The organism is Anaerovibrio sp., assembly GCF_051866355.1.
Lineage (GTDB): Bacteria > Bacillota > Negativicutes > Selenomonadales > Selenomonadaceae > Anaerovibrio.
In genome coordinates, this window is the sequence record NZ_JBJDWZ010000085.1 from 11,042 (window position 1) to 14,770 (window position 3,729).

At 56.1% G+C, this 3,729-nt stretch carries 4 protein-coding genes; all 4 read right to left on the reverse strand.

What is annotated here, in order from left to right:
* Positions 1 to 45: 45 nt before the first annotated feature.
* Positions 46 to 1,191, reverse strand: coding sequence for a S41 family peptidase (locus tag ACI3UA_RS04830; RefSeq protein WP_439723699.1), 1,146 nt, complete (start codon positions 1,189 to 1,191; stop codon positions 46 to 48).
* Between the two features lie 48 nt (positions 1,192 to 1,239).
* The gene (locus tag ACI3UA_RS04835) at positions 1,240 to 2,376 is read right to left on the reverse strand and encodes a murein hydrolase activator EnvC family protein (protein ID WP_439723700.1); all 1,137 of its coding nucleotides are present in this window, start codon (positions 2,374 to 2,376) and stop codon (positions 1,240 to 1,242) included.
* A 12-nt stretch (positions 2,377 to 2,388) separates the two neighbouring features.
* The gene (gene ftsX / locus ACI3UA_RS04840; protein ID WP_439723701.1) at positions 2,389 to 3,276 is read right to left on the reverse strand and encodes a permease-like cell division protein FtsX; all 888 of its coding nucleotides are present in this window, start codon (positions 3,274 to 3,276) and stop codon (positions 2,389 to 2,391) included.
* On the reverse strand, positions 3,266 to 3,729 hold a 464-nt coding region (locus tag ACI3UA_RS04845; RefSeq protein ID WP_439723702.1), incomplete at its 5' end, for a cell division ATP-binding protein FtsE. The genes ACI3UA_RS04845 and ftsX, both read right to left, overlap by 11 nt.

A 3,729-nucleotide genomic window follows, 5' to 3' on the forward strand; every position in this document is an offset into this window, starting at 1 on the left:
CGCAATTATTAAACCCCTGCAGCCATCCGGCCGCAGGGGTACATATTATTTGCCCAGCTTTTCCTTCATTACGTCCACAGCCTTCAGAAGCTGCACATCCTGAGCAGCCCCTTCCGGCAGCTCCACGGCCACATCAGGCTCCACGCCCGTACCGTCGATGCTCCTGCCGGACGGCGTATAGTATCTGGCCACCGTCAGCTTCAATCCGTCGCCGTGAGTAAGGGGAAGCATGGTCTGCACGGAGCCCTTGCCAAAGGATTTTGTGCCCACTATGGTGCCGCACTGCCTGTCCTGCACGGCTCCCGCCAGAATTTCCGAGGCGCTGGCACTGTTGCCGTCAATCAGCACCACCAGCGGATAATCAAGGCCGGACAGCTCCGAATCATACACCGTCCTGCGGCCGTCCCGGTCAACCATGGACACGATTTCCCCGGCCGGGATGATCTGGTTGGCTATCTCCACGCAGGAGGTCAGAAGTCCCCCCGGATTGGCCCGCAAATCCACAATCAGCCCTTCCATGCCCTGCTCCTTCAGCTCCGCCAGCTCCTTCTGGAACTCCTTGCCGGTATTCTCACTGAAGGAGGCAATCCTGATGTAGCCTATCCTCGTATCGTCCAGCATGATGCCCTTGGCCGTAGTCAGCTGAATAGCCGCCCTGGTAATGGTGACATCAAAATCCTCCTGTCCCTGACGGCGGATAGTCAGCACCACCTGAGTGCCTTCCTCGCCCCTCACCCGGCCGGCCATTTCCTCCGGCTGCATGCCGGACACGGCATCACCGTCAATCCGCAGAATCTCATCCTTTTCCTGCAGGCCTGCCGCCTCGCTGGGCGTATTCTCCATGACGGACATGATCTCGCAGCGCCCCGGCTCCGGAAAGCCCATCACCACGCCGATGCCGCCGAAGGAGCCCTCCGTCTGCTGCATCAGCTGCTTGAACTTTTCATTATCCATATAAATGGAGTGCTTGTCCCCCAACGCCTTCGTCATGCCGTCAATGGCGCCATCCACCAGCTTTTCCAGCGGCACCTCGTCCACATATTTGCTCTCAATAAACAGCATGGTAGTCACCAGCCTGCCAATCTGGGACACGTTTTCCTCATTGGCCCCCAGCAGGCTGTACAGCCCCATGAAGATGCCCATGACAACAAGCACCACCGTTGTCAGGGCCGTTATAATTATCTTTTTCATACCTAAGCTACCTCGCAGCCATCCCATCTGCCCTTCTGACGGCAGGCATCACAAATACCCATACGGGCTGACCGGCTCTCCGTTCTCACGCACCTCAAAATGGCAGTGCGGCCCTGTGGAATTGCCGGTAGAGCCGCACAGGGCAATCACCTGTCCCTGGCTCACCGTCTGGCCTACATCCACGTTCAGAGAATCATTATGCCCGTACAGGGTGGTAACGCCGCCACCGTGGTCAATAATCACCGTATTGCCATAGCCGCTGATCCAGCCGGCGTAAATAATCGTGCCGCTGGCCGCCGCATAGATAGGCATGCCGTAATCACCACCGATATCCAGGCCGCTGTGAAAGCGCGCCGTGCCGAAAATCGGATGGGTGCGCCAGCCAAATTCCGAGGTCACCGGCCCGTCCAGCGGCCATATCATGCCGCCGGCCCCGGCAGGAGCGCCGCTGTAGGACATGTTGCTGCGGCGAATCATGCTGGCAATCTCTTCCGAAGCCGCCATCAATTCCTCATAGGCCTGCTCCGAGGTATCCCTGTCGTAAATCGCCTTATCCAGAAGGTCCTGCTGTTCGGCCTCCTTTTCCTCCACGGCGGCCCGCTTGGCATCAGCATCGGCTACCAGCCTTTCCGCCTCGGCTTTGTCCTTTTCCAGCTGTGCCCTGGCCATAACCACAATCGCTTTTTCCTGCTTTACCTTCATGATTAAATCATAGTCATGCTTGATGATGCGCTTGAGGATATCCATGCGCGTCATCAGGTCGGAAAAATCCTTTGCCCCGAACAGCACATCCACATAGCTTATCTGCCCGTTGATATAAATATCGCGGACACGCTTCTGCAGCTTTTTGTTTTTTATCTTTAAATCCGCCTCTGTCTTCGTCAAAAGCGCCGTATTTTCATCAATCTTGCCCTCCACGGCATCCAGCTGGGACTTTACCTCCTTGTAGGCCGCCGTAGCCGTCCGCAGCTCTTCCTGAATGGCCCGCAGGCGTTCCGAAACGCTTTCCACCCTGGCGGCAGCCTCGTTGGTAATCTCCTGCTGGCGCTCCGCCTGACGCTGCAGGTCAGCCAGCTGTTCCTCCAGATCATCGGCCTGTGCCGTTCCCGCCACGGAAATCAGCAGCACCAGTGACAAAAACAGTCCCAGCAGCCTGAAGCCGCCGGCATGCTCCTTCATTCTCATCCTGCCACCACCTTAAACCTTCAGGAAACGCTTGATGGATACCGCACTGCCTACCGCACCCACGGCCATGCCGCTCAATACCACAATCATCGTAATATACGTCAGGAACGGCTGCTCAGGAATCAGCGGGAAAAAGGCCAGCGTATCGTAAATCTTTTCAGCTATGCCCGTATACGTCACCCGCAGTACCACGGCCGCTACCAGACTGCCGAACAGCCCCAGCACCATGCCCTCCAGCACAAAAGGCCAGCGGATAAACCAGTCCGTTGCCCCCACGTACTTCATGATGGCAATCTCCTTGCGCCGGGCAAACACGGTCAGCCGGATGGTGTTGGAAATAATAAACAGCGTCGCCAGTGCCAGCACCAGCATCAGCGAAAAGCCGAAAATCCTGATCAGCCGCGTCATCTCAAAAAGATGCTCCATTACATCCTGCCCGTATTTGGCTGATTCGATGCCATCAAACTTCTCAATGGATTCAGCCGCCGTCCTGACCAGCTCCGGCCGCGTAATAGTCACCTCAAAGGCATCCGGCAGGGGATTGGTTTCATCCAGAGCATCCAGCAGGGTTTTCTGGTCGCCAAGCCGCTCCTTGAAGCGCTCCATGGCTTCCTCCTTGGAGACGAATGTCACCTTTTCCACGCCCTGCATGCCCTTCAGATCCTGTTCTATATCCCTGGCAGCCTCCCTGCTGACGGAATCCTCCAGATACACATTAATCTGTACCTGGGATTCCAGTGATTCAGCCATCTTGTTCATGTTCATCACCAGCATGAGAAACATGCCAAAAATAAACAGGGAAACCGCCACCGTGCCGATAGAGGCTATAGACATCCAGTTATTGCGCTTTAGCGATAAAAACACTTCCCTGATGAAATATTCCGTTGTTCTAATTTTCATAGCCGTAGCCTCCCTGTGCCTCATCCCTGACAATAGTGCCGTCCTCAATGGCGATTACGCGCCGCTGCATGGCATCCACAATGGTCTTGTCATGGGTGGCCATTACAATGGTAGTGCCGGCCGCATTAATCCGCTGAAAAATATCCATGATGCCCCAGGAGGTATCCGGGTCAAGATTGCCCGTAGGCTCATCGGCAATCACGATGGCAGGATTGTTGACAATGGCGCGGGCGATGGCCACACGCTGCTGCTCACCGCCGGACAGCTGATTCGGGAAGCATTTGTACTTGTCCCGCAGTCCGACAATATCCAGCACCGAGTTCACGCTGCGCTGCATCATGCGGCGGGGCGCCTCAATAACCTGCATGGCAAAGGCAATATTTTCGTAGACAGTCTTATCCGGCAGCAGGCGGTAATCCTGAAAGATTACCCCCAGGCTGCGCCGGAGATACG